Source organism: Streptomyces sp. NPDC058663, assembly GCF_042716745.1.
GTDB lineage: Bacteria > Actinomycetota > Actinomycetes > Streptomycetales > Streptomycetaceae > Streptomyces.
On record NZ_JBHXRV010000018.1, the window covers coordinates 83,111 to 107,371 of the forward strand.

Consider the following 24,261-nt stretch of genomic DNA (forward strand, 5'->3'; position numbering starts at 1 on the left):
CGATCGGACGGCCCGCTTCTTTTCTGTGGAGCTAAGGAGAATTGAACTCCTGACCTCCTGCATGCCATGCAGGCGCTCTACCAACTGAGCTATAGCCCCGTGCTGTGCACTTCGTGTCGTTTTCCGTGGTCTCCCCCGGCGACATCGACAACTTTAGACGGTGGATCGCCGCATCACCAAATCCCTTTTCCCGCTCCCAACCGACCCCCCTCACATGCGCACGTCGTAACGATAACGTCACGCCGTGTGACTGCCACTCTCGTTCAGCGCATCGCCGCCGCATGCGGCGGACGCGCCCCGCGCCCGCCGATCGCCGCAGGTGCCGCCTGTCTTGTGTCCTTCGCCATTTTCTGGGTGGCGCAGCGGCTCGCGCAGGTGTCAATGATCGATCTGACGGTCTACCGGGCGGAAGGGGCGACCGTGCTGACGGGCGGTGACCTCTATGCCCTGCGTGTCACCGCCGCGCACCTCCCGACGACGTATCCGCCCTTCGCCGCGATTCTGTTCACCCCTCTGCCCCTCCTGGACAGCGGTCTGCTGCGCACGCTCGCCACGGCCGGCAATCTGGGTCTCCTGATCGCCCTGGTGCATCTGTCGCTCCGGTTGCTCGGCCACGCAGGGCCGGCCGCCACCCTGTGGATCGCGGCCGTCGCCGTCTGGTGCGAGCCGGTCTGGACGACCTTGCGCTACGGCCAGGTCAATCTGGCTCTCGCAGTCGTCGTGTTGTGGGACCTGACGCGTCACGACCGGCACCGCTGGGCCGGTGCGGGCATCGGCCTCGCCGCGGCGGTGAAGCTCACGCCCGGGCTCTTCGTCGTCTTCCTGCTGCTGACGGGGCTGCTGCTGGCCCGCCACCGCGGGTCGTACGGACTCGGCGGCAACCCATGGCTGCGGAGGGCCGCCGCGGCCTGTGCCGCGTTCCTCGCCGCCACCCTCGCGTCGGCCGCGGTTCTCCCGGCCGATTCCTGGAACTTCTGGACGCGGACACTCTTCGAGTCCGCGCGGGTCGGCCACACCGAGGACACCGCCAACCAGTCGCTCGGCGGGCTCCTCGCGCGTCTTCTGCACACCGGCGCGCCGGGTGGCTGGTGGGCCGCCTGCGCGGCGCTCGTGGCTGTTCTCGGGTTGTACGCGGCGGCCGACGCGGCGCTCCGCGGCGACCGTGCCCGCGCGGCACTGACCTGTGCCGTGACGGCCCTGCTCGTCAGCCCGATCTCGTGGTCGCACCACTGGGTGTGGTGTGTGCCGCTGGTGCTGTTTCTCGCCGACGGCGCCGTACGCGGCGGGCGGGTGCGGCGGGCGGTGGTCTGTGCGGCGGGAGCCGTCTTCTTCTCGTACGCCCTGTGGGCCGTGCCGCACGGGAAGCAGGACCGGCCGGAACTGCATCAGGGCGTCGGGGAGTTCGCCCTGTCCGCCCTCTACCCCTCGGTCGGCCTCGCCTTTGTGCTGGCGGGCGTCTGCCGTTCCTTTTCCCACGGGACCCTCGCCCGCGGGTCGTTCGTACCCGCACCGCCCTGCGGGCAGATCGCTCCGCGCCCGGATGCGCGGCACCCGGGGCCGGTTGACACGCCGACGGGTCAGGCCCTGGCGAAGGAGTAGAACCTTTTGAGGGTGCAGTGTTCGTCGAGCAGCCGACCGTAGATCGGCTCGCCCTCCAGCTCCCGGTACGTCTCGATCGGGTCGCCTTTTATGATCAGCGCGCGTGCGCACTCCTCGCACCAGTACTGGTACTCGGAGTTGACCGGTTCCATGTCCCGGACGATCGGCGTACCACTGCCGCACCAGTCGCATTTCCGCCTGTGTGCGCCCATCGTCCCCTCCCCTGCCGCGGTCGCCCCCTCCGGCGGTCGATTCTGTCACGGCTCCGCAAGAGGGACAGCAAAAGATCCCGCCCCCAGACGGGGACGGGATCCTGATTGTGGAGCTAAGGAGAATTGAACTCCTGACCTCCTGCATGCCATGCAGGCGCTCTACCAACTGAGCTATAGCCCCGCGTGTTCTTGGTGCTGTGCGGTTGTTTCCCGCTCTGCGCTGCGAACAAGAAGAACTCTAGCCTGCGACCTGCCGGAAAGCGAAATCCGGGTGGGCCGCCGTTCCGGGAACCTCCCGGCGCGGTGCCGGGAGTGCTGCCGGACTGCTCAGTCGTCGTCTCCGAGCACGGGTTCCGGGAGCGTCCCGGCGTTGTGCTCCATGAGCCGCCAGCCGCGGGCGCCCTCACCGAGGACGGACCAGCAGCAGTTGGAGAGGCCGCCCAGGCCTTCCCAGTGGTGCGACTCCAGGCCGAGGAGACGGCCGATGGTGGTACGGATGGTGCCGCCGTGGCTGACGACGACCAGCGTGCCGCCGTCCGCGAGCTTGTCGGCGTGTGCCAGGACGACGGGGGCGGCCCGGTCGGCCACCTCGGTCTCCAGCTCGCCGCCACCTCGCCGGATGGGCTCGCCGCGCTTCCACGCCGCGTACTGATCGCCGTACTGCGCCACGATCTCGTCGTGGGTGAGGCCCTGCCAGGCGCCCGCGTACGTCTCGCGCAGGCCGGCGTCGTGCGTGACGTCGAGCCCGGTGAGGGCGGCCAGTTCACCGGCCGTGTGCGCCGCCCTCCTGAGGTCGGAGGCGATGATGACGTCCGGCTTCAGCGAGGCGAGCAGCCGGGCCGCCCGGCGGGCCTGCGCCACCCCGGTGTCCGTCAGCCCGATGTCCGTGGTGCCCTGGAAGCGGCGCTCCAGGTTCCAGGAGGTCTGGCCGTGCCGCCACAGAACTATGCGACGGCCCCGGGTCACCGGGCCGCCGCTCTGGCCGCCGTTCAGAACAGGTCTCCTTCTCCGTCCAGCTCACCCGCGGGGTTCAGCTTGGCGTGCTCCTCGGCCTTGCCGCGGGTCTTCACCGCGTCCTCGGGCAGAGCGATTTCCGGGCAGTCCTTCCACAGGCGCTCCAGCGCGTAGTAGACGCGCTCCTCGCTGTGCTGGACGTGCACCACGATGTCGACGTAGTCGAGAAGGATCCAGCGGGCCTCGCGGTCGCCCTCGCGGCGGACCGGCTTGGCGCCGAGCTCCTTGTTGAGCCTCTCCTCGATCTCGTCGACGATCGACTTGACCTGGCGGTCGTTGGGCGCGGAGGCCAGCAGGAAGGCGTCCGTGATGGACAGCACGTCGCTGACGTCGTACGCGATGATGTCGTGCGCGAGCCGGTCGGCGGCCGCCTGTGCGGCGGCGTTGATGAGCTCGATGGAACGGTCAGTGGCGGTCACAAGCAGGCTTTCGTCGGCGGTCGGTGATTACCACAAGGGTCTCACGTGACGCCGCCGTGCCCCGCCGGAGTTTTCCGGCGGGGCAAAGAGGGGCGAGCGGGGCTGCCGGTTGCGGCGACCTGGGCCTATTGCGGTGCCGGCACCTTGTAGTCCTGGCCGAGAGTGACGGAGACCTCCGCGTTCTGGGCCGGTGCGCCCTTGGTCACCGCGGACGCCGGCAGGCCCAGGGTCTTGGCGACCTCTTCCGCCTTCGCCTTCTGTGCCGCGTCCGCGTAGGTGACCTTCGACGACGCGGTGACGGTGGCCCGGCCCGCGTCCGTGAACGCGTAGCCGCCGTTGACCAGGGCGATGCGGGCTGCCTCGGTGGCGGGCTGCTTTCCGCTCGCGTTGCGGACCCCCACCCGTACGGCAGAGCCCTGCTCGGGGGCGCTGGCGGTGCCGCCCAGGACGCTTTTGACGACGGTGTCGGACTCGCTGACCCGGCCGTCGGCACGCACCGGCAGCGGCACCGTCCGGTAGGCACCCTTCTTGGCGTGCTCGGCGAGCCTGGCCAGGGAGGCGGCGAGGGACTGTTCGGTGAGTGACGGGTCGAGGATCAGCACCAGGTGCTTGACGGTGATCTCGGCGACCTTCGGGTCGTCCGAGATCTTCTTCAGCACCCCTTGCATGACCGCGCCGAAGCGGGCGAGCTGCTTGGCCTCCGGCTCGCCGGGTGCACGGTAGGTGGAGTACGCGACGGCCATCCGCCCGCTGAGTGTCTGCCGGGCGCCCCGGTTCACCAGAGGGGAAGTACCCTTCTGGGTGTCGGGCACGGCGGTGTCGGTGTCGATCTCGATGCCGCCGACCATCTCGACGAGGTTCTCCAGGTACGGAGTGTCCAGCCGCCAGGTGCCGCCGATGCTGGTGCCGAGGGCGCTGCCGAGGGACTCGCGGGTGCCGGCGCCGCCGTCGTCCTCGACGGACTTCGCGAGGGTGGTGGTGACGCCGTTGTCGTCGGCGAGGGCGAGTGCGTTGGGCAGCAGGACGGTGGTGCCCTGCCGGGTGGTGGCGTTGTTGACGAGCAGCACGGTCGAGGTCGTGCCGGGCTTGTCGGTGTGGTGCAGGTGCAGGGCGATGACGTCGCGCTTCTGGGCTCCGTTGGCCACCGGTGCCTCGTTCTTGCCTGAGGACATGCCGGGCAGCATGTCGGCGTACCAGAGATAGCCGAGACCACCGGCCACGACGAGGGCGAGGACGACGCCGAGGGCCACGATGCGGGAGCGGCCGCGGCGCTTGGCCTCTTCCCGGCGCTCGGTGCGGCTCTCGGAGAACTTCAGCCAGTCGATGACGTCTTCGGAGTTCTCGTCCGGTTCCTCGACGAAGGAGAACTGTTCAGTGGCGTACGCGCCGCCGTCCGGACGTGGCCGTCCGGGAGCGGCTTCCGCCCGGGGAGTCCGGGGGACGTCGTCGGGGCCGTCCGCCCGGTGGCCCCGCTGCTGCGCGGGAATCTGCTGCGGCTCGGCCGCCTGCGGCCGCTGGGGGGCGTGCTGCGGCGCGGGCGCCTGCTGCGGGATCCACTCCTGCTGCGTGCCGGTGCCGTAGCCGTACGTCTCGCCCGGGTGCGGCGCCGTCTGCTGCGGGGCGGGGGCGTACGGGTCGTACGGGGCGGGCTGCTGCGCCTGGGAGGTGTACGGGTCGTATCCGTAGGCCTGCTGCTGGGGCGGCTGCTGCTGGGCGTAGGGGTCGTACTGCGGCGTCTGTTCCGGCTGCTGCTGCGCGGGCTGCTGGTACACCGGCTGCCCGTACGCGTCGTAGCCGATGAGTTCCGGCTGCTGCGCGTACGGCTCGTGCGCATATGGGTCGTACGGGTTCTGGCGGTCGTTCACCGGTGCCCCATTTCCGTGCTGCTCCTGCTGCTCCGTGCCGCTCGCCGTCAGTCCCGGTACAGCTCGCGCTTGTCGATGTAGCGGACCACTCCGTCGGGCACGAGGTACCAGACCGGGTCACCGGCGCGCACCCGCGCGCGGCAGTCCGTCGAGGAGATCGCGAGAGCGGGCACTTCCACCAGGGAGACCCCGTCCTCGGGCAGCCCGTCGGACGTCAGGTCGTGTCCGGGACGGGTGACACCGATGAAGTGGGCGAGGGAGAACAGCTCCTCGGCATTGCGCCAGGTGAGGATCTGGGAGAGCGCGTCGGCGCCAGTGATGAAGAACAGGTCCGCGTCGGCGTTGTCCGCGCGCAGATCCCGCAGGGTGTCGATCGTGTACGTCGGCCCGCCGCGGTCGAGGTCGATGCGGCTGACCGAGAACTGCGGATTGGACGCGGTCGCGATGACCGTCATCAGATAGCGGTCTTCGGCGGGCGTGACCAGTTTGTGGCTCTTCTGCCACGGTTGGCCGGTCGGCACGAAGATCACCTCGTCGAGGTGGAACAGCGCGGCCACCTCACTGGCGGCCACCAGGTGACCGTGGTGGATCGGGTCGAACGTGCCGCCCATGACGCCGATGCGGCGCTTGTCCGTGCCGCTCGCGCTGCTCCCACCGGCCGGGCCGGTGGGCGTTACCTGCTCTCCCATGCGTGCAGACCCTACTGGCCCGGCTGCCCGGCCCGGTCCCCCGGTCCGGTTCAGCGGTCCCGGTTGAAGCGGGTGGTGATCCACAGCAGCAGCATCAGCGCGATGAAGGCGCCGCCGCCAGTGACGAGGGGGCTGATGGAGGCGTGCTCATCGACGTGCTTGGAGCCTTCGCCGGAGGCGAGGGTCACGAGGTTGGCTGCGGTGCTGTGAAAACTCATCTTCGGCGGACCTATCGGGAGACGTCAGGGGAGACTTCGGCAACATCGTATGCGGCACATGCGGGCACGCTCACGCCGACTCAGTCGTTGAGGCGATATCGGCGCCCGGGCAACCGGCCCGGGCGGGGCGGCGTCAGCACAGGAGAGGTTCCCCGGCTGCGCCTCTAGGCTGGGGCCGTCCGGGGGACGGGACATGTCTCGTACGAGAGCAGGGGTCTTTCATGACAGACGGCAATCACGAGCAGGGACAGGGCAGTGAGCAGGGGGGCGGCGGGGCCGCGGGAGGGCAGGAGCGGCTGCCGGGGCGGCAGCGCAGGCGCTTCCCCGGAATCTCCTCCCGCGCGTACGAGCACCCGGCGGACCGGTCCGCCCTGGTGGCACTGCGCAAGCTGAGCGGTTTTGACACGGTCTTCAAGGCGTTGAGCGGGCTGCTGCCCGAGCGCAGTCTGCGGCTGTTGTTCCTGTCGGACTCGGTGCGGGTGGGCGACGAACAGTTCGCGCATCTGAACTCGATGCTGCGGGACGCCTGTTACATCCTGGACCTGGAGAAGGTTCCGGCGATGTACGTGACGCAGGACCCGAAGCCCAACGCGATGTGCATCGGTCTCGACGAGCCGATCATCGTCGTGACGACGGGGCTGGTGGAGCTGCTGGACGAGGAGGAGATGCGGGCTGTCGTCGGGCACGAGGTCGGGCACGCGCTGTCCGGGCACTCGGTCTACCGGACGATCCTGCTGTTCCTGACGAGTCTGGCGCTGAAGGTCGCGTGGATTCCGCTGGGCAACATCGCGATCATGGCGATCATCACGGCGCTGCGGGAGTGGTTCCGGAAGTCCGAGCTGTCGGCGGACCGGGCGGGGCTCCTGGTGGGCCAGGACCTGCAGGCGTCGATGCGCGGGCTGATGAAGATCGCGGGCGGCAATCACCTGCACGAGATGAATGTGGACGCGTTCCTCAAGCAGGCCGAGGAGTACGAGGCGGGCGGCGATCTGCGCGACTCCGTACTGAAGATCATGAATGTGCTGCCGAGGTCGCACCCCTTCACCACCGTGCGCGCGGCGGAGCTGAAGAAGTGGTCCGGGAGCCGGGAGTACCAGCGGGTCATGGACGGCCATTACCCGCGCCGGGACGAGGACAAGGACACCTCGGTGACGGACTCCTTCAAGGAGTCGGCGTCCCACTATGCGGACACGGTACGTACCAGCAAGGACCCGCTGATGAAGCTGGTCGGCGATCTTGCGGGCGGGGCCGGGGACCTGGGGAGCAAGCTGAAGGGGGCGTTCGGCGGGGGTAACGGGGCCGGCAAGGACTCCGGTTCCGCGTCCGCCGGTGGCGGGGCCTGACGTAGGGGCTCCTGTGCGGGACGGGGCGAGGTCCGGCACGGGGGCCTCGCCCGGCACCGTTCAGGAGGCTGGATTCCTGACGCCGGGCATCGCGCTGGGCGACAGCGTGCCGCAGAGGGCTCCCGTCGGCGCTCCTGGGGCGTAGGGGTCGGTGGGCGCGGCCGGGTGCGCGGATGCCTCCTGGCCGGCCAGGAGAGGGCTCCAGGACCGTGGCGACCCGGGGGGCCCGCCCGCGCCGCAGGACTGCGGGCCTCCGACGGCGTACGAGCCGAGCAGTTCCGTACGGTGGCGGCGCAGGTCCTCCGCGTCGTAACGGAAGTGCAGTATCCGCCGGACGGTGAACAGGGAGGCTTCGTCTGCCCGTTGGCGGGCCGCTCCGGTGACCGGGCGCAGCGGGTAGACGAAGGTGTGGTCGGAGGTCACGTCGAGGATGTCGGGGCCGGTTTCGGTGACGCGCAGGCGGCCGTTCGCACGGACTGAGCCTGCCAGGGCGACCTCGGCCGGGTCGAAGCGCACGAGCCAGCCGGCCGCCGCGGAGGCTTCCCTGCCGCGTGACGCGCGTGCGGGGTCGAGGTCGGCGTCGTACTGCTCCAGCTGGTCCGGGTCGAGGAGCAGGCGGGCGGAGCGGACCGTGCCACCGGTCAGGACGCCGGGGTCGACGGACGACTGGACCAGGTAGTCCTTGGCGATGGTGAGGGCGGCCAGGACCTGGCTTTCGGAGAAGTGGGCGGTGCTGCGGGCCACGGGCAGCTGGATGCCTTCGGCGCCGGTGCCGAACTGGGCGGCCGGGCTGTGCAGGAAGAGTTCCACAGGGATACCGCCCGGCACCTTTCCCTGCGGGGCCAGCGGTACCACCGTGGCACGCAGGGCCTCGGGCCGACGCTCGACGGTGGCCGCAGCGGGTGCACGTATGCCCATGTAGACCGCGGTGGCGAAGGCCAGTACGACGAGCAGCAGCAGTACGAGCACCTGCTTGCGGCCGCTGCCCGTGACGGCGGGGGCGGCGACCGGCGCGGGGAGGGTACGGACGGCCGGGGCATGGTCCCCCACCCGTTCCGACGCAGCGTATTCCTGGAGCCGGGCGGCGCGGACGAACGATTCGTCGAAGACGACGGACCGGTAGTCGTCGTCACCGCTGTTGGGGAAGCCCTCGGGCGGTGTGCCCTCGGGCGGTTCCGATCGACCTGTCATCGCTTCTCCCTGAGCACTGGGCCCTGCGGTGGGGAGAGGAGTCTCTTCTTTCAGAGTAGGTCGCGAGAGGCGAAGGTAAACGCCCCGGTACGCCAGAACTTCGCCCGAACTCGGTCTCGTTCGAGGCGAGTTGCAGGTTTCAGCCGGGAAACCGGGGTGCGGGGCGGTCAGGGGGTGCGGGGCTGGGCGGACGCCGCCGGTGCGGTGGATTCGGCCGACGCGGCCGGCTCACCGCGCGCCCGGCCGGCCCCTGCGCCGGTGCCTGTGTCGGCACCGGTCGCCGGTGTGTCGACGCCGGTGGCCGCCGGTGAGGGCACGTGTCCGTCCCTGCTTCCGGAGGCGCCGCGGTAGACGGCGGCGAAGGCGAAGGCGACCATGCCGATGCCCATCAGCAGTGCCAGCAGCCAGGCGACGGGGCGGTGCCAGCGGGCGGAGTTGCGGTACGGGCGCAGCGCGCCGCCATGACGTCCGTAGGGGCCGTCGAAGACCTCCAGGCCGTCCGTGTCGCCGTAGGGCTCGCGCGCGTCGTACGGTTCGCCGCCAGGGGGGCGCCGGCCTGCCCAGGGGTGGGCGGCCTCGGCGTCGGCACGCGCCTGTGCGGCGGCCAGCAGTCGCTCCACCGCGCTCGGTTCATGAAATTCGGCGGCTTTGACGAAGTCCTCGTCGAATACCACGGAGGCGAAGTCCTCGTCCGCGCCCCCGCGGTCGTCGTCGGGCTCCCAGCCATCCGGGAACGGCTTGCCCTCCACGTCGTCCGGCACTCGTTCAGCGTAGACCCGGTAGGTCGTTTTGGGCAGAGAACGGGCGCAGCGGGCGGGCGCGAAGTGTTCCGTGGAGGGCGGCGGCGACTCAGCGGATGTGGCCGTCGCCGGTCACGATGTACTTCGTCGACGTCAGCTCGGGCAGTCCCATCGGCCCGCGTGCGTGCAGCTTCTGCGTGGAGATACCGATTTCGGCTCCGAAGCCGAACTGCCCGCCGTCGGTGAAGCGGGTGGAGGCGTTGACCGTGACCGTGGTGGAGTCGACGAGCTGGGTGAAGAGGCGGGCGGCGGTCTGCGAGGTGGTGACGATGGCCTCGGTGTGCCCGGAGGACCAGCGACGGATGTGCGCGACGGCGTCGTCGAGGGAGCCGACGACGGCCGCCGCGATGTCGTAGGACAGGTATTCCGTCTCCCAGTCGGCGTCGACGGCGGGCACGACGGTGGCCTTCGACGTGCTTGCGTAACCGAGGACCGTGGTGTCCGCGTGGACGGTGACGCCCGCTTCCGCGAGGGCGTCCAGGGCGCGTGGCAGGAAGGCGTCCGCGATGTCCTGGTGGACGAGCAGGGTCTCCGCTGCGTTGCAGACGCTGACCCGGTGTGCTTTGGAGTTGACGAGGATGTCGACGGCCGTGTCGAGGTCGGCCTGTGCGTCCACGTAGACGTGGCAGTTGCCGGTGCCGGTCTCGATGACGGGGACGGTGGACTCTTCGACGACGGTACGGATCAGGGAGGCTCCGCCGCGCGGGATGAGGACGTCCACGAGGCCGCGGGCGCGCATCAGCTCGCGTACCGCATCGCGGGATTCACCCGGCACGAGCTGAACGCTGTCGGCGGGCAGCCCTGCTTCCCCGATCGCGTCGCGGACCACGGCCACCAGGGCCGTGTTGGAGGCGTACGCGGAGGAGGAACCGCGCAGCAGTACCGCGTTGCCCGACTTGAGGCACAGTGCTGCGGCGTCGACGGTGACGTTGGGGCGGGCCTCGTAGATGATGCCGACGACGCCGAGCGGCACGCGCACCTGGCGCAGGTCGATGCCGTTGGGGAGGGTCGAGCCGCGCACCACTTCGCCGACCGGGTCGGGCAGGGCCGCCACGTCGCGCACGTCGTGGGCGATGGCCATGACCCGCTCGGGGGTCAGGGTGAGCCGGTCGACGACCGACTCGGCGGTCCCCGCCTCACGGGCACGGGCGACGTCCTGGCTGTTGGCCGCGACGATCTCGTCCGTACGGGTGAGCAGGGCGTCGGCGACAGCGAGCAGCGCCGTGTCCTTGACGGCGCGCGGCAGCGGCGCGAGCGCGGCGGCGGCGTCACGGGCCCGGGAAGCGGCGGCCAGGACCGGGGAGTGGCCGTCGGCGGCGTCGGCTGTGGCGTCGGCGGAAGCGGAGTGCGAGGTCATGCCCGCAGGGTAATCCGGCGCCCGGGGCGCCCGTCCGCCGTCCCGGACTCCGAGACGGCGGCTTCCGTGCCCGGTGCCCCTTGGCTGTCAGTACGGGTGGACGCCGACGGGTGCGGCGGGCGGCGGCCCGTACCCCTCGGCCACCCGCTGGTGGTAGGTGTCGCGGTCGATGACCTCCAGGCCGACGATCTCCCAGGGCGGAAGCTGGGCCGTCGAGCGGTGTTCGCCCCACAGCCGCAGCGCGACGGCTGCCGCGTCGTGCAGGTCCCTGGCCTCTTCCCAGTAGCGGATTTCCGCGTGGTCACCTGCGTAGCGGCTGGTCAGCAGGAAGGGGTGGTCGTGGGCGAGCTGTTCGAGGCCGCGCCTGACCTCGGTGAGGGGTGTCTCGGTGCCGGAGACGCTGAGCGTGATGTACCAGAGGCGGGAGGCCTCCGGTTCGGGCCGGCTGGGCCCGGTGCGGGTCTCCCGGCCGCTCTGCGTGCCGGCGCCGCCGGATCCCGTCCGGCTGCTCCGGTTGTTTCCGGTGTCGGTGGTGCTGCCGTTCTCCCCGTTCTGGTGGCCGCTGTCCCCGCCGTCGTCGAAGTCGGCTCCCGCCCCGACGCTCGTCAGGGCTCGCTCGGCTGTCCCTCGGGGCGGCGCCCCCGGGCGCGCTCGTCTCACCGGCGGCCTCCTGATGCGTTTGTGTGCTGTATCCCCGTAACAGAGTTGACCAGTCCTGGGCCGGATGCGGGGGGTTTTCTGGAAGGTCTCCACCAGGAGGCTGGACTTTCGGCCGTTTCGTGGACGCCCGGGGAGAGTTCGGGGAGGCTTCGTCGGCTTCGCCCCGTGCGGTCAGTGGTGGAGCACCACCAGGTCGTCGCGGTGCACCACTTCGCGTTCATAGGCGGGTCCGAGTTCGCGGGCGAGGTCGTGGGTGGAGCGGCCGAGGAGTTGCGGGAGTTCTTTCGCGTCGAAGTTGACGAGTCCGCGGGCGACGGCGCGGCCTGTGCTGTCGCGCAGTTCGACAGGGTCTCCGGCACCGAAGTCGCCCTCGACGGCGGCGATTCCGGCGGGCAGCAGTGAGGTGCGCCGCTCGACGACCGCGTGTACCGCTCCGTCGTCGAGGGTCAGGGCGCCCTGCGGGGTGGACGCGTGCGCCAGCCACAGCAGCCGGTCGGCGCTGCGGCGTCCGGTGCGGTGGAAGTACGTGCCGGTGTCGCGGCCGGCGAGGGCGTCGGCTGCCTGCGAGGCGGAGGTGAGGACGACGGGGATGCCGGCGGCGGCGGCGATGCGGGCGGCTTCGACCTTGGTGACCATGCCGCCGGTGCCGACGCCTGCCTTTCCCGCGCTGCCGATCTGCACGTGGGCGATGTCGTCGGGGCCCGCGACCTCGGCGATGCGGGAGGTGCCGGGCTTGGCCGGATCTCCGTCGTACAGGCCGTCGACGTCCGAAAGAAGGACCAGCAGGTCGGCGCGTACGAGGTGGGCGACGAGGGCGGCGAGACGGTCGTTGTCGCCGAAGCGGATCTCGTCCGTGGCGACGGTGTCGTTCTCGTTGACGATCGGCAGGGCACCCATCGCGAGGAGCTGGTCGAGGGTGCGGTAGGCGTTGCGGTAGTGGGCGCGGCGGCTGGTGTCGGTGCCGGTCAGCAGGACCTGGCCGACCCGGACGCCGTAGCGGGCGAAGGAGGCGGTGTAACGCGCGACCAGCAGGCCCTGGCCGACGCTGGCGGCGGCCTGCTGCCGGGCCAGGTCCTTGGGGCGGCGGTGCAGTCCGAGGGGGGCGAGGCCGGCGGCGATGGCGCCGGAGGAGACGAGGACGACTTCGCGTGCTCCGCCTGCCCTGACCTTGGCCAGGACGTCGACGAGGGCGTCGACGCGGTCGGCGTCGAGGCCGCCCGAGGCGGTGGTCAGGGAGGAGGAGCCGACCTTGACCACGACCCTGCGGGCGTCGGTGACGGCCTGCCGGGTGGCGTCGTGCGGGTGTTGCTTCGGCTGACTGCTTGCCCCTGCCACGTGCGTGCGTCCCCTTGGTGAGTTGCGGTGGTGCGTCCTGCGCAATGTACGGGAGGGGGTGGGGGGTTCGCTGGGGGTTCTGGCCGGTGAGACGGGAGGGGCCGCCCCCGGGGGGCCGCCCCGCCCATGAGGGCAGGAGGGCAGGAGGGCAGGAGGGGCGGGCGAAGGGGGCCGCTCGGGGGTCAGGGGTGGCGGTGGCGCCAGCCGGCCCAGGCGGACTCGACCATGTCGCGCACGGAGTACCGGGCCTGCCAGTCGAGTTCGGCGCTGATGCGGTCCGCCGCGGCCACCACCCGGGCGGGGTCGCCGGCCCGCCGCGGGGCCACCTCCGCCTTGATGTCCTCGCGGCCGCTGATCTCACGGATGAGGTCGATCATCTCGGCGACGGAGACGCCCTCACCCTTGCCGATGTTGAGGATCAGCTGGGCGTCGGGTTCGGCGACCAGCTTGCGGGCAGCGGCGACGTGCGCGGAGGCGATGTCCGCGACGTGGATGTAGTCGCGGACACAGGTGCCGTCGGGCGTCGCGTAGTCGTCACCGAAGATCAGCGGCGCCCTGTCCGCGTCGAGCCGCTCGAACACCATCGGTACGAGGTTGAAGACGCCGGGGTCACCCAGTTCGGGGGACGCTGCACCAGCCACGTTGAAGTAGCGCATGCACGCCGTGGCCATGCCGTGCGCCTTGCCGACCGCGTTGACCATCCATTCGCCGGCCAGCTTGGTCTCGCCGTACGGGCTCATGGGCAGGCACGGGGTGTCCTCGGTGACCAGTTCGACGTCGGGCATTCCGTAGACGGCGGCGGAGGAGGAGAAAAGGAACTGCTTGACGCCGGCGGCGACGGACGCCTCCAGAACGGTCTGCAGACCCACCACGTTCTCGCGGTAATAGAACAGCGGGCGTTCCACGGATTCGCCGACCTGCTTCTTGGCGGCAATGTGGACGACGCCCGTGATGCCGTGGCGTCCCAGTACGTCGTCGAGCAGGGCACGGTCGAGCACCGAGCCCCGCTCCAGGGCGACTCCGGACGGAATCCGCGCCTCGGCTCCGGTGCTCAGGTCGTCCAGCACCACGACGCTTTCACCGCCGTCGACAAGCGCCTTTACCACGTGTGAACCGATGTATCCCGCACCGCCAGTTACCAGCCAAGTCATAGAGGCACTATACAGAGACGCAATGGTCACTGATCGGGCCATCTCCGGGCAGGGACTGGAGGGCTTCGTCCGTAGGCTAGCCTGGCCGGGACTGTGGAAAACTCCGGACTCTTCAGTCCGGGCGCATCAGTCGGCCATCCCTCACGTACCCGCAGTTGTGGGGGATCAGTAATCGAAACGTATCGAGGACGTGAACACAGAGGTGGCCTTGTCAAGCCCGTCTCCCTCGTCGGACAGCCTCCCGACGACCGTGCCGGACATCAGTGTTGTGGTCATTGTCTACAACGATGCCGACCGGTTGCCGACGGCCGTGCAGTCGGTCCTGGACCAGTCCCTGCACAACGTCGAGGTGATCATCGCCGACGACTGCTCCACGGACGGTTCGTACACCGTGGCCAGGAACCTTGCGGCACAGCACCCCGACCGGGTCCGGGCGATCCAGTTGGAGGAGAACAGCGGCGGCTGCGGTGAGCCGCGCAACCAGGGCATCGCCGTGGCGCGCGGCCGCTACGTGATGTTCCTGGACAGTGACGACACGCTGGAGCTGAACGCGTGCCGCAACATGCTGGAGGCCGCCGAGACCACCGGTGCCGATCTGGTGTCCGGCCTCTGCCTGCGGGTTCACGTCGACAGCCGGCACGGCAAGACGAGCGAGTGGTACCGCTGGCTGTACAACGCCACGCGCACGCTCGACTCCGTGGCGGAACTCCCGGACCTGCTCGTCTTCGACACGCTGTCGACGAACAAGTGCTACCGGCGCGAATTCCTGATCGAGAGCAACCTCAGCTTTCCCAAGCGGATTCACTACGAGGACCTGCTTTTCTCTGCCCAGGCTTATTTGGCAGCTTCTCGTATCACCCTCATTCCTAATACTGTTTATTACTGGAATGTGGTCGAGAAGACCGAGAAGAAGTCCATCAGTAACCGCCGCAACGAAATCAACAACTTTGCGGACCGGGTGGAGATCCACCGGCGGATCGACAAGATTCTCAAGTCCCGCGGCATGGACGACCTGAAACTGCACAAGGACATCAAGTTCCTGAAGCACGACCTGGTTCTCTACCTGCGCGAGCTGCCGTTCCTGGACGACGACTACCGGCACGCCTTCGCCGAGATGGCCCGGGAGTACGTCCAGTCGTTCGCCCCCGAGGCGTACAACGAGCTGCATCCCGCCCACGCCATCTGTGCGTACCTCCTGCTCCAGGAGGACTGGGACAACCTGATGCCCGCCATCGACATGCTCCTGAACCGGAGCAAGCTCGCGGTGCCGCTGGTGGAGAAGGAAGGCCGGATCTACTGGTGCGAGGAGCACCTGGAGGACAGCCACGCCCGCGCGCTCCTGGACGTCACCGACCTCGGCTACCACACCAGGCCGGTCGAAAAGCTGGACCTGCGCAACAGCCTGACCGGTTACACGGAGCGCGCCTCGGACGTCGTGGTCAGCGGCGCGGTGGTCAACCCGCTGGGCAAGATCAAGCCGGGCGCGAAACTGTCGGCCGAGATCGTCCTCAAGGCACGCCGCGCCAGCCTGCAGACGTTCCGCTTCCCCGTCCGCAGCGTCCGCGTGGACGGCGACCGGGTCCGCTGGGAGGCCACCCTTCCGCTGGCCAAGGAGCTGCGCCCGCTGGGCATCGTCGACGACGTGTGGAACGTCCGGATGCACCTCAAGGTCGACGGAAAGACCACGATCGGGGCCATCACCGTCGGCCAGGCCGACATCGAGCGGACCGGCATCCTGACCGTCAGGCCCCGGCTGACGCGGCTGGCGGGCGACCGCATAGAGGCGGAGGTCTCCGGGCGCGGTCACCTGGCGTTCCACGTCGTGCAGCACAGTGCGGCCTCGCAGAAGGCCCGCGCGCTGATCCAGAACAACATGGACAGCCTGCCCGCGCGGATCGCCAAGACCACGTACCGCAAGGCGCGGGACGTGCGCAAGGACCTCAACTCCGGGCCGCGCAAGATCGACGGCTACCACCGCATGATCAAGGCGCTGCCCGTGCGCAAGGGCTCCGTCGTCTTCGAGAGCCACCTCGGCAAGCAGTACAGCGACAGCCCCCGGGCCATCTACGAGGAGCTGAAGCGGCGCGGCGCACCGATCCACGCGATCTGGTCGTACGCCGGCGACAAGCCGACCGGTTTCCCGGCCGACGTCGAGCTGGTCAAGCGCTGGTCGTGGAAGTACCTGCGGGCACTCGCACAGGCCGAGTTCTGGATCGACAACCAGGGCTTCCCGCTGAAGCTGACGAAGCGTCCGGAGACGACGTACATCCAGACCTGGCACGGCTCGGCACTCAAGCGCATGGGCTTCGACGAGCCCGGTTACCGGCTGATGTCGGAGGGCGAGCAGGCCGCGTACCAGACCTCGCTGGACCGCTTCGACCACTTCGTCGTACGCACCGAGCACGACGTGCGGACGCTGGCACGCGCCTACCGGATGCCCGAGAGCAAGCTGCTGCGCACCGGCTACCCGCGCAACGACGCTTTGCTGAAGGGCCGCGACGCGACCGCCGACAGCAGTCAGGTCAAGGAGCTCAAGGAGCGTCTGGGCATCCGTCCTGGGCTGCCGGTGCTGCTGTACGCGCCGACTTTCCGCGCCAACGCGCAGGGCAAGGTGCAGAAGTTCGAGTTCCCGTTCTCCGTCGAGGAGCTGGCGGAGCGCTTCGGGGACAAGTTCACGCTGCTGGTGCGCACGCACTACCTCAACCAGGTGGCGCTGCCGCCGGCGATGGCCGGCCGGGTCATCAACGTGTCGGAGGAGCCGGACATCACTCCGCTGCTCCTCGCTTCGGACGTCCTGATCACGGACTACTCCTCCGTGATGTTCGACTACGCGCTGCTGCAACGGCCGATGATCTTCTTCGCGTACGACTGGGAGGAGTACTCGCAGGACATCCGCGGCACGTACTTCAACCTGCTGGAAACGGCACCGGGTCCGGTGCCGCGCGACGAAGAGGCACTGTTCTCGGTGCTGGAGGACCTGGAGGGTGTCCGTACGCAGTGCGGGCCGCAGGTCAAGGAATTCGTGGACCGGTACGGCGAGTACGACCACGGTGACGCGGCCGCGCAGATCGCGGACCGCTTCTTCGGCGGAAAGGGCCGTACCCGATGACGCAGCACCCGAAGACCCGACGCGACATCTTCTTCGTGGCCAACGAGGTCGACGAGCTGGGCGGGGTGGCCCGCTGGCAGGCACAGATGGCGGCGCTGCTCGCCGAGCGCGGTCACCGGGTGACCCTCGTCGGCATCGCGCCGGCCGAGGTCGCCATGGACCTCGGGGAGAACCCTCCGTTCCGGACGGTCACGCTGTACGACGAGCGCCCGGCCGGCCGCAAGCCGGTCGGCGGGTTGCGCGGCAAAGTCGATGTGCCCGCGCGGCTGCACAACTCGCGGCGCGAGGCCGGGATGCGGGAGGCCGCGGCGAAGCTGTCACGGATGTTCCGGACGGCGTCCCCCGGCGCGATGATCATCGTGACGCAGGTGTGGGCGATGGAGTGGGTGGCCCTCGCCGACACGGCGGGCCACCCGGTGATCGGCATGAGCCACGAGAGCTACGAGTACTCGCGGCAGTCCTCGCGATTCGGCCGTGTCCTCAAGCACTACAAGGACGTCGACCGGTTGCTGCTGCTCACGCAGGAGGACGCCGACAAGTGGGCCGTCAAGGGCCTCAACAACGTCGGCTTCATGCCGAATCCGCTGCCGATGATGCCGGAGACGGTGTCGCCGCGTTCGGAGAAGACCGTGGTCAGCATCGGCCGGCTCAGTCACCAGAAGGGCCTCGACATGATGCTCGACGCCTGGGCGGAGGCCGCGCCGCAGGTGCCGGGCTGGAAGCTGAAGCTGTACGGTGCGGGCGAACTTGAGCAGTCGCTCAAGAAGCAGGCGACGGACCTCGGTCTGGACGATTCGGTGGAGTGGGCCGGACAGACCCGTGATGTCGTCGGCGCACTGCACGGTGCGTCGGTGTTCGCCCAGTCGTCCCGTGGTGAGGGCTTCCCGCTCGCGCTGCTGGAAGCGATGGCGTGCGGGGTGCCGTGTGCGGCGTTCGACTGCGCTCCGGGTGTGCACGAGATCATCCAGGACGAGGTCGACGGGCTTCTGGCCCGGCCGGGCAACACGCCCGAGCTGGCGCGGCAGCTGGTGCGGCTGATGCAGGACCAGGAGCTACGGGACCGGATGGGAGACCTGGCCCGGGAGAACGTACGGCGCTACTCCCCCGAGTCGATCACCGACCGGTGGGAAGAGCTGTTCGCCTTCCTTGAGCGGTAGTCGTCGGCCCCGGTCCTGTGACGGACCAATTGCGCCGAAGTGGCCCCCTCCCGCACTGCGGAAGGGGGCCACTTCGGCTTGGCTCTGCGGCCCGGCTGCCTCGGCCCGGCCGCCCGGGGCTGGGCCAGTTCGTACGGGCTGCGCCGGCCCGGTCACTTCACCTTGCGCGCCAGCCTCTTGAGGCGTCGGCCCAGGACGTCCTGCGCTCCCCGCACTCCCCCGACCACGCGCACCGTCAGCGCCTGCCGGGGAGTCACATGTGCCTGGACGAGCAGGGGCAGTCCGGCGCCGAGGACGATGTTGCGGCGGGCCACGGAGGGTGCCGCCGCGCGCACCTCGGCAGGAATGCGGGTGCCGTCGGCGCACACCACCTCGGCGTGCACCCGCCAGGCCATCAGCCGCTCACGGTCCGCCAGGTCTCGTGCCCGTACGGAGATTTCGGCTTGCCAGGCGTCATCCCCCGCGCGGCGCAAGGGCTGTTCCCGTTCCTTTGCGGGGTGGGCACCGCGCTGGTCGGTCAGCCGCAGCAGGATCCGCTCGGGCCGCAGCGGGGCGAGCAGGCCGTGGAGTTCTCGTACGGTCAGGGTGAATTCGAGCGAGGGGCCGACAGTCAGCGTGCCGTCGACGGTCAACGGCAGCTTCCGTGCGGGAAGTTCGGCCAGTGAGTCCAGCTCGACCTCGGGCAGGCTCTCGGCGAGCACCGGCACCCCGTCCTGCGAGGTGTACGAGGGCGGCAGCAGCCGGGGCGGCTGGGCGGCGAGCGCTACCACCCGCTCCAGCTCGGCCGGGGCGTCCCGGGCCAGGAGGGCGCGGGCCAGCCAGCGCGAGGGTGCCTCGGCAGTCTCGTACGCCGCGGCGTCGAAGCCCTTGAGGTACGCGCGCGTGGCGGCCCACCAGTCCGTGCGGTAGCCGGCGTTGCGCTGCGGCAGTTCCCGTACGTACATGGGCAGGTCGTAGTCGAGGAACTTGGTCTGCGCGGCCACGGCGAGGGCGTCGCGGCCGGCGTCGCGGAAGACCTCGGCGACGCGGCGGTGCGCCTCGACGCGGTGTTCCCAGTTGGCGATGGTGGCACGGCGCAACGAGATGGAGAGTTCGGCGGCGTCGCGGCGGACGTGCCACACGTAGACCGGGCTGGCGATGACGGCGATGCGTGGGGCTGCCGCGTACACCTTCGCGGTGAAGACGAAGTCCTCGTAGTGGAAGGCTCCGTCCGGGAAGGCCGCGGCGTGCTCGACGAGGAAAGCGCGCCGGTAGAGCTTGTTGACGGAGAGAGTGTCGAGGAGGAATTCGGGGTGGGCGGCGATGCCGTCCAGGACGGTGCCCGGCAGGGTGGCGCCAGCGGCGGGGTCGTAGAGGGCGGGGGCCCATACCGTGTCGCGGCCCTCGGGTAGTTCGCGGCGTACGCAGGCGCCGGCGACGACGTCGATGTCCGGCCCTGCGGCGGCCATCAGGGCGTCGGCCGCGCCGGTGGGGTAGACGTCGTCGCTGTCCAGGAACATCACATACGGGTACTTCGCGGCGGCGATCCCGTCGTTGCGGGGGCTGCCGCAGCCGCCGCTGTTCTCGGCGCGGTGCAGGGGGCGGACCCGCGGGTGCTGCCGGGCGAGGGCGTCGACCGCTTCGCGGGTGCCGTCGGTGGACGCGTCGTTGACGACGATCACCTCGCCGACGGCGTCGCCCTGGGCGAGCGCGGATCGGACGGCGGTGGCCACCTGTTCCGCGTCGTTGTAGACGATGACGACAACGCTGACCGTTACGTCGGATTCCACCGGGCCGCTCCCAAATTTTTCTCGTCGTGTGCGGCTCCCATCCTTGCCGGTCGGCCCGTACATCCAAAAATCCGGCCAGGAATCCGAAAAAAGAGGGGCCCTGGTTGCGGACCCCTCTTTTGTCGGATCGCTCGTCCCTCAGGACAGGAGTGACCTCGAAGGACTAGAACGGCTTGAAGTCTTCGTATTCCTTCTGCGAGTTGTCGCGCTCGGCCTCGCGGTCCTTGCGGCGGGTGGCTGCCGGGCGCGGCTCGTCCAGACGGTGGTCCTCACCGCGGCGGCCCAGCATTTCGGCGCCGGCCATGACGGTCGGCTCCCAGTCGAAGACCACGGAGTTCTCGTCCGTGCCGATGGCGACGGCGTCGCCCGCGCGGGCTCCGGCCTTCATCAGTTCGGTCTCGACGCCGAGGCGGGAGAGCCTGTCGGCGAGGTAGCCGACGGCTTCGTCGTTGCTGAAGTCGGTCTGCTGCACCCAGCGCTCCGGCTTCTCGCCGCGCACCCTGAAGACGTTCTCTTCCTCGTCCTTGATGACCGAGAAGCCGCTGTCGTCGACGGCCTTGGGCCGGATGACGATGCGGGTCGCTTCTTCCTGCGGCTTGCGGGCGCGCATCTTGGAGATGCCCTGGGCGAGCGCGAAGGAGAGTTCCTTCAGGCCCGTGCGGGAGACGGCGGACACTTCGAAGACCTTGTAGCCGCGGGCTTCGAGGTCCGGGCGGATCATGTCCGCGAGTTCCTGGCCGTCGGGGATGTCGACCTTGTTGAGGACGACGACGCGCGGCCGGTCGTCGAGGCCGCCGTACAGCTTGAGCTCTTCTTCGATGGTGTCGAGGTCGGAGATCGGGTCGCGGTCGGACTCCAGGGTCGCGGTGTCCAGGACGTGGACGAGGACCGAGCAGCGCTCGACGTGCCGCAGGAACTCCAGGCCGAGGCCGCGTCCCTCGCTGGCGCCGGGGATCAGACCGGGGACGTCCGCGATGGTGTAGACGGTCGAGCCGGCCGTGACGACGCCCAGGTTGGGGACGAGCGTGGTGAACGGGTAGTCGGCGATCTTCGGCTTGGCCGCGGAGAGCACCGAGATCAGCGAGGACTTGCCGGCGCTCGGGTAGCCCACCAGGGCCACGTCGGCGACGGTCTTGAGTTCCAGGACGATGTCGCGGGACTTGCCGGGCTCACCGAGCAGGGCGAAGCCGGGGGCCTTGCGGCGGGCCGAGGACAGTGCGAGGTTGCCGAGGCCGCCGCGGCCGCCTTCGCCCGCGATGAAGGTGGTGCCCTGGCCGACCATGTCGGCCAGCACGTTGCCCTCCTTGTCGAGGACGACGGTGCCGTCCGGCACGGGCAGGATCAGGTCCTGGCCGTCCTTGCCGGAGCGGTTGTCGCCGGCGCCGGGCTGGCCGTTGGTGGCCTTGCGGTGGGGGCTGTGGTGGTACTCCAGCAGCGTGGTCACGGCCTGGTCGACGACGAGGATGATGTCGCCGCCGCGTCCGCCGTTGCCGCCGTCGGGGCCACCGAGCGGCTTGAACTTCTCACGGTGTACGGAGGCGCAGCCGTGGCCTCCGCTACCCGCGGCGACATGCAGTTCGACGCGGTCCACGAAGGTGGTCATGGGTGTCCTCCAGTACAGGTAATGCGGAATGTCTACATACGTAACACGCCGAGGGCGGACACGCTTCCCTAGCCGGGAAGTGCGTCCGCCCTCGGAACGTGCTGTGTATCGCTCTGAGCCCCGGATGGGGCTCTTACGAAAGCTGGCTTGTTCAGCCGGCGATCGGAACGATGTTCACGACCTTGCGACCACGGTGCGTGCCGAACTCGACCGCACCGGCGGCGAGGGCGAACAGCGTGTCGTCGCCACCACGGCCGACGCCCGTGCCCGGGTGGAAGTGGGTGCCACGCTGGCGGACCAGGATCTCACCGGCGTTGACGGCCTGGCCGCCGAAGCGCTTGACGCCGAGCCGCTGAGCGTTCGAGTCGCGACCGTTCCGAGTGGACGATGCGCCCTTCTTGTGTGCCATGTCTCAGTCCCTTACTTCGCAGCCGTGGGGATACCGGTGACCTTGATCGCCGTGTACTGCTGGCGGTGACCCTGGCGACGGCGGTAGCCGGTCTTGTTCTTGTAGCGGAGAATGTCGATCTTCTCGCCCTTGTGGTGGTCCACGACCTCGGCCGTGACCTTGATCCCGGCCAGGACCCACGGGTCGCTGGTGACGGAGTCGCCGTCGACAACGAGCAGAGTCGAAAGCTCGACCGTGTCGCCAACCTTGGCAGTGGAAATCTTGTCAACCTCAACGATGTCGTCGACAGCAACCTTGTGCTGGCGACCACCGCTGCGCACGATGGCGTACACGCGGATCTCACTCTCACTCGAAGACGGGACCCCTGATGCCAGCCGCTTCCGGCGTGAAACAGGACGAGCGGCCTCTCCCGTACGTGTTCTGCGAAGAGAACGGTCCGGGAGGGGATTGCTCAGGGGGTTTGGCGCACAAAAACACGCCGACGGTCAAAAGTACGGGACCTGGCCCGGCCGGGTCAAACCGGGGCGGCACCGGACGCCGGCCGTCCACCGGACACGCCGATGGCCTTCACCAGAGTGCTGTAGGCGTCCCTGATGCCGTCCTCGGACAGGTCCAGGTGTTCCAGGATGGTGAAGCGTCCCGGGCGGGTCTGCGGTGCGTACGTCACCGCCTGGACGAATTCCTCGACGGTGAAGCCGATGTCGCCGGGCAGCACCGGCAGGGCGTGCCTGCGCAGGACGTCCGCGAACAGCCCGGCCTCCTCGTGCGCCCCGCGCAGGTGCATCGCGAAGACGGCGCCGATGCCGACCTGCTCGCCGTGCAGCGCGGCGCGGCGCGGGAAGAGCAGGTCGAAGGCGTGGCTGATCTCGTGGCAGGCACCCGATGAGGGCCGGGTGTCGCCGCTGATCGACATGGAGATGCCGGACAGGACGAGCGCCTCGGCGAGCACGGTGAGGAACGCGTCCTGAGTGACGTCTCCGGGGTGGCGCAGCACGGCTTCGCCGGCCTGCCGGGCCATTGCGGCGGCGAGTCCGTCGACCTTTTCGCCGTTGACCTCGTGGGACAGTTCCCAGTCGGCGACGGCGGAGATGTTGGACAGCGCGTCGCCGATTCCGGAGCGTACGAAGCGGGGCGGGGCGTCGCGGATGACATCGAGGTCGATGAGCATCGCGATGGGGGTGGGCACGCCGTAGGAGCCGCGCCCGTTGTCGTTGTCCAGGATGGACACCGGGGAGCACAGGCCGTCGTGCGACAGGTTCGTCGCGACGGCGACCATGGGCAGCCCGATCCGGGCGGCGGCGTACTTGGCGACGTCGATGATCTTGCCGCCGCCGAGTCCGACGACCGCGTCGTAGCGTTTGCGGCCCTTCATCTCCTCGGCGAGGGCGACCGCGGCGTCAATGGTGCCCGCGCCGACCGGGTACCAGTCGGCGTCGGGCAGGACGGGTGCCAGCTTCTCCTGGAGCACCCGTCCCGACCCGCCGCTGATGGCGATGGCCAGCTTGCCCGAGCCGGAGATCCGCTGGTCCGCCAGGAGGCCGGCGAGACCGTCCAGGGCACCCCTGGAGATGTCGACGGCGACCGGCGAGGGGATCAGCCGGGTCAGTACTGGCACGCGATCTCCCGGCCCCTGGCGAGGTCGTCGTGGTTGTCGATCTCGACCCACTTGAGGTCGCCGATCGGGGCCACGTCGATGCGCACGCCGCGGTTGACCAGCTCCTGGTAGCCGTCCTCGTAGTAGAGGTCGGGGTCCCGCTCGAAGGTGGTCTTCAGGGCGTCGGCCAGGGCCTCGGCGGCCTCCGGCTCGATCAGGGTGACGCCGATGTACTCGCCGGAGGCCGTCGAGGGGTCCATCAGCTTGGTGATCCTGCTGACGGCGCCGGACTCGTCGGTGATGACCTTCATCTCCTCGTCGGCGAGGGTCTTCACCGCGTCGAGGGCGAGGATGATCTGCTGTCCGTCGCCGCGGGCGGCGAGGAGGGTTTCCTCGACGGACACCGGGTGGACGGTGTCGCCGTTGGCGAGGATCACGCCCTGCTTCAGGACGTCGCGGGCGCACCACAGGGAGTAGGCGTTGTTCCACTCCTCGGCCTTGTCGTTGTCGATGAGCGTGAGCTTCACGCCGTACTTCGACTCCAGCTCGGCCTGGCGGGCGTAGACGGCTTCCTTGCGGTAGCCGACGACGATCGCGACCTCGGTCAGCCCGACCTTGGCGAAGTTGCCCAGGGTCAGGTCGAGGACGGTGGTCTCGCCGTCCACGGGGACGAGCGCCTTGGGCAGCGTGTCGGTGTAGGGACGCAGACGCCGTCCGGCGCCCGCCGCCAGTACCAGGCCGATCATGGGTTTCTCCTTCGAGCAGGT

The 24,261-nt window shown here is 69.6% G+C and carries 22 protein-coding genes and 2 tRNA genes; 4 read left to right on the forward strand and 20 right to left on the reverse strand.

The window, feature by feature from the left end; all coding sequences use genetic code 11:
* Positions 1-26: 26 nt before the first annotated feature.
* A tRNA-Ala gene (locus ACFWVV_RS15580) sits at positions 27-99 on the reverse strand.
* Between the two features lie 171 nt (positions 100-270).
* Here ACFWVV_RS15580 and ACFWVV_RS15585 point away from each other — a divergent pair.
* A complete protein-coding gene (locus ACFWVV_RS15585) occupies positions 271-1,599 on the forward strand; it encodes a glycosyltransferase 87 family protein (protein WP_384342185.1) in 1,329 nt (442 codons plus the stop codon).
* Here the strand turns inward: ACFWVV_RS15585 and ACFWVV_RS15590 are convergent.
* The 7 genes from ACFWVV_RS15590 to ACFWVV_RS15620 form a co-directional block, all read right to left on the reverse strand.
* Positions 1,578-1,811, reverse strand: coding sequence for a hypothetical protein (locus ACFWVV_RS15590; protein WP_185026367.1), 234 nt, complete (start codon positions 1,809-1,811; stop codon positions 1,578-1,580). The two genes, ACFWVV_RS15585 and ACFWVV_RS15590, sit on opposite strands and share 22 nt — an antisense overlap.
* A 108-nt stretch (positions 1,812-1,919) precedes the next feature.
* Positions 1,920-1,992, reverse strand: a tRNA-Ala gene (locus tag ACFWVV_RS15595).
* Between the two features lie 146 nt (positions 1,993-2,138).
* Entirely contained in the window at positions 2,139-2,804 is a 666-nt protein-coding gene (locus ACFWVV_RS15600) for a histidine phosphatase family protein (protein WP_384342187.1), read from the reverse strand.
* Positions 2,801-3,244, reverse strand: coding sequence for a ribosome silencing factor (gene rsfS / locus ACFWVV_RS15605; RefSeq protein WP_384341785.1), 444 nt, complete (start codon positions 3,242-3,244; stop codon positions 2,801-2,803). The genes ACFWVV_RS15600 and rsfS overlap by 4 nt, the downstream gene beginning before the upstream one ends.
* A 125-nt stretch (positions 3,245-3,369) precedes the next feature.
* Positions 3,370-5,109, reverse strand: a complete 1,740-nt coding sequence (locus ACFWVV_RS15610) for a LytR C-terminal domain-containing protein (protein ID WP_384341787.1) — start codon at positions 5,107-5,109, stop codon at positions 3,370-3,372.
* A 47-nt stretch (positions 5,110-5,156) separates the two neighbouring features.
* On the reverse strand, positions 5,157-5,798 hold the full coding sequence (gene nadD / locus ACFWVV_RS15615) for a nicotinate-nucleotide adenylyltransferase (RefSeq protein ID WP_384341789.1): 642 nt from the start codon (positions 5,796-5,798) through the stop codon (positions 5,157-5,159).
* Between the two features lie 50 nt (positions 5,799-5,848).
* Positions 5,849-6,016 (reverse strand): hypothetical protein, encoded by a 168-nt coding sequence (locus tag ACFWVV_RS15620; protein ID WP_384341791.1) that lies wholly within the window; start codon positions 6,014-6,016, stop codon positions 5,849-5,851.
* Between the two features lie 221 nt (positions 6,017-6,237).
* On the opposite strand from ACFWVV_RS15620, the gene ACFWVV_RS15625 reads away from it, so the two are divergent.
* On the forward strand, positions 6,238-7,359 hold the full coding sequence (locus ACFWVV_RS15625; protein WP_384341793.1) for a M48 family metallopeptidase: 1,122 nt from the start codon (positions 6,238-6,240) through the stop codon (positions 7,357-7,359).
* A 60-nt stretch (positions 7,360-7,419) separates the two neighbouring features.
* On the opposite strand, the gene ACFWVV_RS15630 is transcribed toward ACFWVV_RS15625, so the two are convergent.
* The 6 genes from ACFWVV_RS15630 to galE all read right to left on the reverse strand — a co-directional run bounded on the left by ACFWVV_RS15630 (position 7,420) and on the right by galE (position 13,853).
* Entirely contained in the window at positions 7,420-8,550 is a 1,131-nt protein-coding gene (locus tag ACFWVV_RS15630; protein ID WP_384341795.1) for a hypothetical protein, read from the reverse strand.
* Positions 8,551-8,717: 167 nt separating this feature from the next.
* The gene (locus ACFWVV_RS15635; protein ID WP_384341797.1) at positions 8,718-9,311 is read right to left on the reverse strand and encodes a hypothetical protein; all 594 of its coding nucleotides are present in this window, start codon (positions 9,309-9,311) and stop codon (positions 8,718-8,720) included.
* Between the two features lie 88 nt (positions 9,312-9,399).
* Positions 9,400-10,707 (reverse strand): glutamate-5-semialdehyde dehydrogenase, encoded by a 1,308-nt coding sequence (locus ACFWVV_RS15640; RefSeq protein WP_384341798.1) that lies wholly within the window; start codon positions 10,705-10,707, stop codon positions 9,400-9,402.
* Positions 10,708-10,794: 87 nt separating this feature from the next.
* Entirely contained in the window at positions 10,795-11,367 is a 573-nt protein-coding gene (locus tag ACFWVV_RS15645) for a hypothetical protein (protein ID WP_384341800.1), read from the reverse strand.
* Positions 11,368-11,538: 171 nt separating this feature from the next.
* A complete protein-coding gene (gene proB, locus ACFWVV_RS15650) occupies positions 11,539-12,624 on the reverse strand; it encodes a glutamate 5-kinase (protein ID WP_384342189.1) in 1,086 nt (361 codons plus the stop codon).
* Between the two features lie 260 nt (positions 12,625-12,884).
* Positions 12,885-13,853: a UDP-glucose 4-epimerase GalE gene (gene galE / locus ACFWVV_RS15655; protein ID WP_384341802.1), complete on the reverse strand. Its 969-nt coding sequence runs from the start codon at positions 13,851-13,853 to the stop codon at positions 12,885-12,887.
* Between the two features lie 250 nt (positions 13,854-14,103).
* Between galE and ACFWVV_RS15660 the strand changes: the two genes are divergently transcribed.
* Together ACFWVV_RS15660 and ACFWVV_RS15665 are read left to right on the forward strand one after the other, a co-directional pair.
* Entirely contained in the window at positions 14,104-16,962 is a 2,859-nt protein-coding gene (locus tag ACFWVV_RS15660; protein WP_384341804.1) for a CDP-glycerol glycerophosphotransferase family protein, read from the forward strand.
* The gene (locus tag ACFWVV_RS15665; RefSeq protein ID WP_384341806.1) at positions 16,959-18,119 is read left to right on the forward strand and encodes a glycosyltransferase family 4 protein; all 1,161 of its coding nucleotides are present in this window, start codon (positions 16,959-16,961) and stop codon (positions 18,117-18,119) included. The genes ACFWVV_RS15660 and ACFWVV_RS15665 overlap by 4 nt, the downstream gene beginning before the upstream one ends.
* Before the next feature lie 152 nt (positions 18,120-18,271).
* On the opposite strand, the gene ACFWVV_RS15670 is transcribed toward ACFWVV_RS15665, so the two are convergent.
* The 6 genes from ACFWVV_RS15670 to ACFWVV_RS15695 all read right to left on the reverse strand — a co-directional run bounded on the left by ACFWVV_RS15670 (position 18,272) and on the right by ACFWVV_RS15695 (position 24,240).
* On the reverse strand, positions 18,272-19,888 hold the full coding sequence (locus ACFWVV_RS15670) for a glycosyltransferase family 2 protein (RefSeq protein WP_384341808.1): 1,617 nt from the start codon (positions 19,886-19,888) through the stop codon (positions 18,272-18,274).
* A gap of 163 nt (positions 19,889-20,051) precedes the next feature.
* Positions 20,052-21,491, reverse strand: a complete 1,440-nt coding sequence (gene obgE, locus ACFWVV_RS15675; protein ID WP_384341810.1) for a GTPase ObgE — start codon at positions 21,489-21,491, stop codon at positions 20,052-20,054.
* A 151-nt stretch (positions 21,492-21,642) separates the two neighbouring features.
* Positions 21,643-21,900 (reverse strand): 50S ribosomal protein L27, encoded by a 258-nt coding sequence (gene rpmA / locus ACFWVV_RS15680; protein WP_018103204.1) that lies wholly within the window; start codon positions 21,898-21,900, stop codon positions 21,643-21,645.
* 11 nt (positions 21,901-21,911) lie between these two features.
* Complete coding sequence (gene rplU / locus ACFWVV_RS15685; protein ID WP_185026398.1) at positions 21,912-22,232, reverse strand: 50S ribosomal protein L21; 321 nt, start codon at positions 22,230-22,232, stop codon at positions 21,912-21,914.
* Between the two features lie 182 nt (positions 22,233-22,414).
* Positions 22,415-23,515 carry an iron-containing alcohol dehydrogenase family protein gene (locus ACFWVV_RS15690; protein WP_384341813.1) on the reverse strand — a complete coding sequence of 367 codons (1,101 nt, stop codon included), beginning with the start codon at positions 23,513-23,515 and terminating at the stop codon, positions 22,415-22,417.
* Complete coding sequence (locus ACFWVV_RS15695; protein WP_384341815.1) at positions 23,503-24,240, reverse strand: sugar phosphate nucleotidyltransferase; 738 nt, start codon at positions 24,238-24,240, stop codon at positions 23,503-23,505. The genes ACFWVV_RS15690 and ACFWVV_RS15695 overlap by 13 nt, the downstream gene beginning before the upstream one ends.
* Positions 24,241-24,261: the final 21 nt, after the last annotated feature.

Excerpts from the sequence above, each read along its gene's own strand:
- ACFWVV_RS15590 (WP_185026367.1), bottom strand. The coding sequence starts at position 1,811 with ATGGGCGCACACAGGCGGAAATGCGACTGGTGCGGCAGTGGTACGCCG.
- nadD (WP_384341789.1), bottom strand. The coding sequence starts at position 5,798 with ATGGGAGAGCAGGTAACGCCCACCGGCCCGGCCGGTGGGAGCAGCGCG.
- ACFWVV_RS15620 (WP_384341791.1), bottom strand. The coding sequence starts at position 6,016 with ATGAGTTTTCACAGCACCGCAGCCAACCTCGTGACCCTCGCCTCCGGC.
- ACFWVV_RS15625 (WP_384341793.1), top strand. The coding sequence starts at position 6,238 with ATGACAGACGGCAATCACGAGCAGGGACAGGGCAGTGAGCAGGGGGGC.
- ACFWVV_RS15630 (WP_384341795.1), bottom strand. The coding sequence starts at position 8,550 with ATGACAGGTCGATCGGAACCGCCCGAGGGCACACCGCCCGAGGGCTTC.
- ACFWVV_RS15640 (WP_384341798.1), bottom strand. The coding sequence starts at position 10,707 with ATGACCTCGCACTCCGCTTCCGCCGACGCCACAGCCGACGCCGCCGAC.
- galE (WP_384341802.1), bottom strand. The coding sequence starts at position 13,853 with ATGACTTGGCTGGTAACTGGCGGTGCGGGATACATCGGTTCACACGTG.
- ACFWVV_RS15665 (WP_384341806.1), top strand. The coding sequence starts at position 16,959 with ATGACGCAGCACCCGAAGACCCGACGCGACATCTTCTTCGTGGCCAAC.
- obgE (WP_384341810.1), bottom strand. The coding sequence starts at position 21,491 with ATGACCACCTTCGTGGACCGCGTCGAACTGCATGTCGCCGCGGGTAGC.
- rpmA (WP_018103204.1), bottom strand. The coding sequence starts at position 21,900 with ATGGCACACAAGAAGGGCGCATCGTCCACTCGGAACGGTCGCGACTCG.
- ACFWVV_RS15695 (WP_384341815.1), bottom strand. The coding sequence starts at position 24,240 with ATGATCGGCCTGGTACTGGCGGCGGGCGCCGGACGGCGTCTGCGTCCC.